Source organism: Bacillus sp. C30 (assembly GCF_040838255.1).
In the GTDB taxonomy this organism is placed as follows: domain Bacteria; phylum Bacillota; class Bacilli; order Bacillales; family Bacillaceae_G; genus Bacillus_A; species Bacillus_A mycoides.
Genome location: NZ_JBFPJH010000332.1, coordinates 1 through 3,437, shown reverse-complemented (window position 1 = coordinate 3,437; position 3,437 = coordinate 1). Strand labels below are relative to the sequence as shown.

At 32.4% G+C, this 3,437-nt stretch carries 7 protein-coding genes; 5 read left to right on the top strand and 2 right to left on the bottom strand.

Going from position 1 to position 3,437, the window contains the following annotated elements; all coding sequences use genetic code 11:
- Positions 1 to 124: Arm DNA-binding domain-containing protein (locus tag AB3X49_RS19650; protein WP_367964200.1), on the bottom strand; the 124-nt coding region annotated here is incomplete at its 3' end.
- Between the two features lie 641 nt (positions 125 to 765).
- On the opposite strand from AB3X49_RS19650, the gene AB3X49_RS19645 reads away from it, so the two are divergent.
- From AB3X49_RS19645 to AB3X49_RS19635, 3 genes are all read left to right on the top strand, one after another.
- Positions 766 to 1,941 (top strand): AimR family lysis-lysogeny pheromone receptor, encoded by a 1,176-nt coding sequence (locus AB3X49_RS19645; protein ID WP_367964199.1) that lies wholly within the window; start codon positions 766 to 768, stop codon positions 1,939 to 1,941.
- A gap of 6 nt (positions 1,942 to 1,947) precedes the next feature.
- Positions 1,948 to 2,088, top strand: coding sequence for a hypothetical protein (locus AB3X49_RS19640; RefSeq protein WP_367964197.1), 141 nt, complete (start codon positions 1,948 to 1,950; stop codon positions 2,086 to 2,088).
- Positions 2,089 to 2,247: 159 nt separating this feature from the next.
- Entirely contained in the window at positions 2,248 to 2,415 is a 168-nt protein-coding gene (locus AB3X49_RS19635) for a hypothetical protein (protein ID WP_367964194.1), read from the top strand.
- A gap of 29 nt (positions 2,416 to 2,444) precedes the next feature.
- On the opposite strand, the gene AB3X49_RS19630 is transcribed toward AB3X49_RS19635, so the two are convergent.
- Positions 2,445 to 2,789: a helix-turn-helix domain-containing protein gene (locus AB3X49_RS19630; protein ID WP_367964192.1), complete on the bottom strand. Its 345-nt coding sequence runs from the start codon at positions 2,787 to 2,789 to the stop codon at positions 2,445 to 2,447.
- A gap of 154 nt (positions 2,790 to 2,943) precedes the next feature.
- Between AB3X49_RS19630 and AB3X49_RS19625 the strand changes: the two genes are divergently transcribed.
- Positions 2,944 to 3,135, top strand: coding sequence for a helix-turn-helix transcriptional regulator (locus tag AB3X49_RS19625; protein WP_367964190.1), 192 nt, complete (start codon positions 2,944 to 2,946; stop codon positions 3,133 to 3,135).
- Between the two features lie 63 nt (positions 3,136 to 3,198).
- Positions 3,199 to 3,387: a helix-turn-helix transcriptional regulator gene (locus tag AB3X49_RS19620; RefSeq protein ID WP_367964188.1), complete on the top strand. Its 189-nt coding sequence runs from the start codon at positions 3,199 to 3,201 to the stop codon at positions 3,385 to 3,387.
- The last annotated feature ends 50 nt before the right edge of the window (positions 3,388 to 3,437 follow it).

The window sequence follows — 3,437 nt, the reverse complement described above, 5'->3', positions numbered from 1 at the left end:
CTTCACGTGCTTCCTTTTTCGTTTTAAATCCACGACGTTTTACTTGTTTTTGAGTACCATCAAACTGACGGACTCTGACAACGAAAAAATATGTTCCTCGTTCTTTATCTTTGTAGATAACCATAGGAAACCCTCCTGTAAAGATTGATAATTCAATTTATTGAGTAGATTATAGCTTGTTTGTTACCAAAAGAAAAGACTCTCAACATAAATTGAGAGCCTCACCTTTGACTTGAACCACCTTAATTTTAATAATATATTACCCTGTATGGAAAAGCTCCATACCTATATAAAAGTATAACGCACAATTTACGACAATTTTCGAGAAATTTTTTTCGTGAATTTCAGATTGGCTGGGCGAAAAAAATGTAAAAATGGCTGGTTGTGTACTCAACCAATTAAAATAAAATAGAAAATGAGGGAGTTTTCTATAAATTTTGCATATTTTGTTGCAGTATAACTTGAGAAATACTATATAGGGATGTTACGGAGGATTTCTCGTGGTATAATCTTGTCGAAATAGATATAAAGAAAATTTACGGAATAATAAAAATATTATAGCTTTGAACATAAAAACTCGCAGAGCGTGTGTAAGCGGTGATTCCTGCAAAGCCTCTCACACCGTTCATCCTAACACTACCTTAGGAAACACTTCGCTACATACGAGTTCCTTCTCAGTTTAACAGACATTCATCATTCGTAGTGCAGTTTAGAGGTTGAGAAAATAGGATGGTGAATTTTTATGGCTTTGAGGGGAGGAATTGGATGAAGATCAATTTGAGACAAATGAATGAATCACTAAAAGAAAAGGGATTTACTAATCGCCAATTGGCTAAACGCTTTGGTATAAGTCATACGACTATTAACAATTATTTTTCAAATGTGTCAAGTTTTGATTTTATGCATTTTGTATGTTCCCTTCGATTATACGAGCCCAAAGGGTTAAATTTGCGTAAACAATTTGTGAGAGGAATGATTCCTGAGCTAACACCTAAAAACAAGCTGTTGGCTTTAGAGGTTTTAGATATGTGTGGGGAGTATGAATTACAGGAATTAATTATAGAGGATATCAGAGCACTTGCTAATAAATCAGATATTACAAGTACACTTCAAAAATTAGTGCCATTATATGAGCAATTTCGTTGGAGAAGTGAGGAAAGTGTAACAATAGATCATTTCTTTGAGAACGTAAAAAAAATTTTGCAAGGAGAAAAAAGCGATATTTGTGAATTTAATGTAATATCTGATTTTGCAATGATTTACTCTTTTTTAGGTTTTAAAAATTATAAAATGATGGAAAAGTATATACAAAAATTAATTCCAGAAATAAGCAAAGTCAGTAGTAAGACAGTGCAGGCTTCATTTAATATTAAAGTGAGAGAAATGCAAATCTTTACTACACTTCATGGGAACGAAATAGAGAGAGCAAGAGAGTTATGTTTTGAGATAATAAATGACCCCAATAACCCATACGATAGTACTAAAGCAGTTGCTTATTGTAAACTTGCAGAAAGCTATACACTTACAGATTATTTCATGGCTAAAATGTACATAGATAAAGCCATTGAGGTGTTGGGCGAATGTAGCAATAAGAAGTTCAAAATTCGAAAGAAGAAGATTTCAAATACATTGTTATTCATAAAAATATATCATAATATCGATTTGCATACTATAGACCCAGAAGATATCAAAGATTTAGCTGAGCGCGCTTTTTTATATATTAAATTAGGAAAGCTAGATATATCTATTGCGCTATTAAAGGAGTTAGAACAGAAGAATGGGTATCTAAGTAGTTTCCAGTTATATTATATGGGGTTAGCTACAGGAGAGGAAAAATATTTTATTCAGTCCACGAAGAGCTTTTATAAGGCCCAGGACTATTTTTACGTTCAGTTACCTGAATTAGCGATGGCATTCTATAATATCAGTAAAGGGGTGTAATGGTAAATGAGAAATAAGGTGTTAAGTATCATAGTCACAGGTGCAATGTTTTTTGGGATTTTTTTTTCTTTTGCAAATTATAATATTAATTCGGATAAGAAGGAAATAAAAGCACAGTATGTTGATCCAGGTCCTGGTGGTGGCTGATTTAGGGTGTTATAAAACATTAGAATAAAGAGATTAAATAATGACACTTTCCTATTATGGGAAGTGTCATTATTGATTTATAGAGATTGGAAAGGCATAATGATAAATTAGCAAAACCTTTCCACCTAATATTTTCTATATAGAAAAGGAGGATGTTATATGAATAACATTGGGGGATGCGAGATGGAAAAGGAACAGTTGGCAGAAATGGCAGTAAAATTGAGCTTAAAAGCGGGGTTATCTCCAAAAGCGGAAGATATTATGAAAATTTGTTTGAGTGGTTCATACATAGAAAAAGAGAATAATACAAAAAATCAGACTGCCTAAAAGGGTAGTCTGATTTTTTGTGTGGTTTATTATTTTTTTGATTGTAAATAATTCACGTACATTTCTAATTGTTCCCAAGCTTTTTTACGTTCGTCAGTTGATAGGTTTTCAATAATGGCCATTATATTTTTTCCTTCGTCAGTAATAATTTTATTTTTATCGTTAGTAAATTCTGACGAATTGGCTCTTCCTAATAAGTAATCTGTTGTTACATGGAAATAATCAGCAATTTTCCTGATTGATTCCCTTCCGGGTGCCTTTTTCCCTTTTTCAAAATACGAAATAGCCATTTTAGAAACTCCAATGGCTTCACCTAATTGCTCTTGTGTTAGTTTATTTTCTTTTCGTAATTTTTTTATTGTATCTCCGATCAATTGGAACACCTCTTCCTCAAGTGTTTGTATCTATAGTTAATAATGCCGTAAACTAATTGTTTACGTCAAGTTAAAAAATAAACAAAAATTTCATAAAAACATTGGAATAAACCTTAGGTTTATGATATTGTGTGTTTAGGAACCTCAAGGGAGGATGGAAAAGTTGCATAAATTGAGACAGAAGCGGCTAGAAAAGAAAATGACTTATCAAGAAGTCGCGGATAAAGTTGGGATTACTAAAATGCATTACTGGTATATTGAGAATAATAAGCGAAATTTGAAATTAGAATTGGCCAAAAAAATTGCTAAAGCATTGGAAGAAAATCCTAATGAACTTTTTTTTTGAACATCATGTAAATCAAGGGTTTATATAGTGTTTGAATCATTAATTGTAAAAGGAGCGATACCCATGCACAAAAACCTATTCATCGCTAGAAAAGAACAACGCATGACACAAGGAGCAACAGCAAATTTGATTAATATCTCATCAAGAACCTATTTTGCCAAGGAGCACGGTAACCGTGATTTCACCCTAAAAGAAGCCCAAAAACTAGCAAAATACTTCAAAACAACAGTGGACGAGCTGTTTGAGAAGTAAATGAAGAATTATATTGAATCCATCGTCATACGAACTCAATACGAGTCATT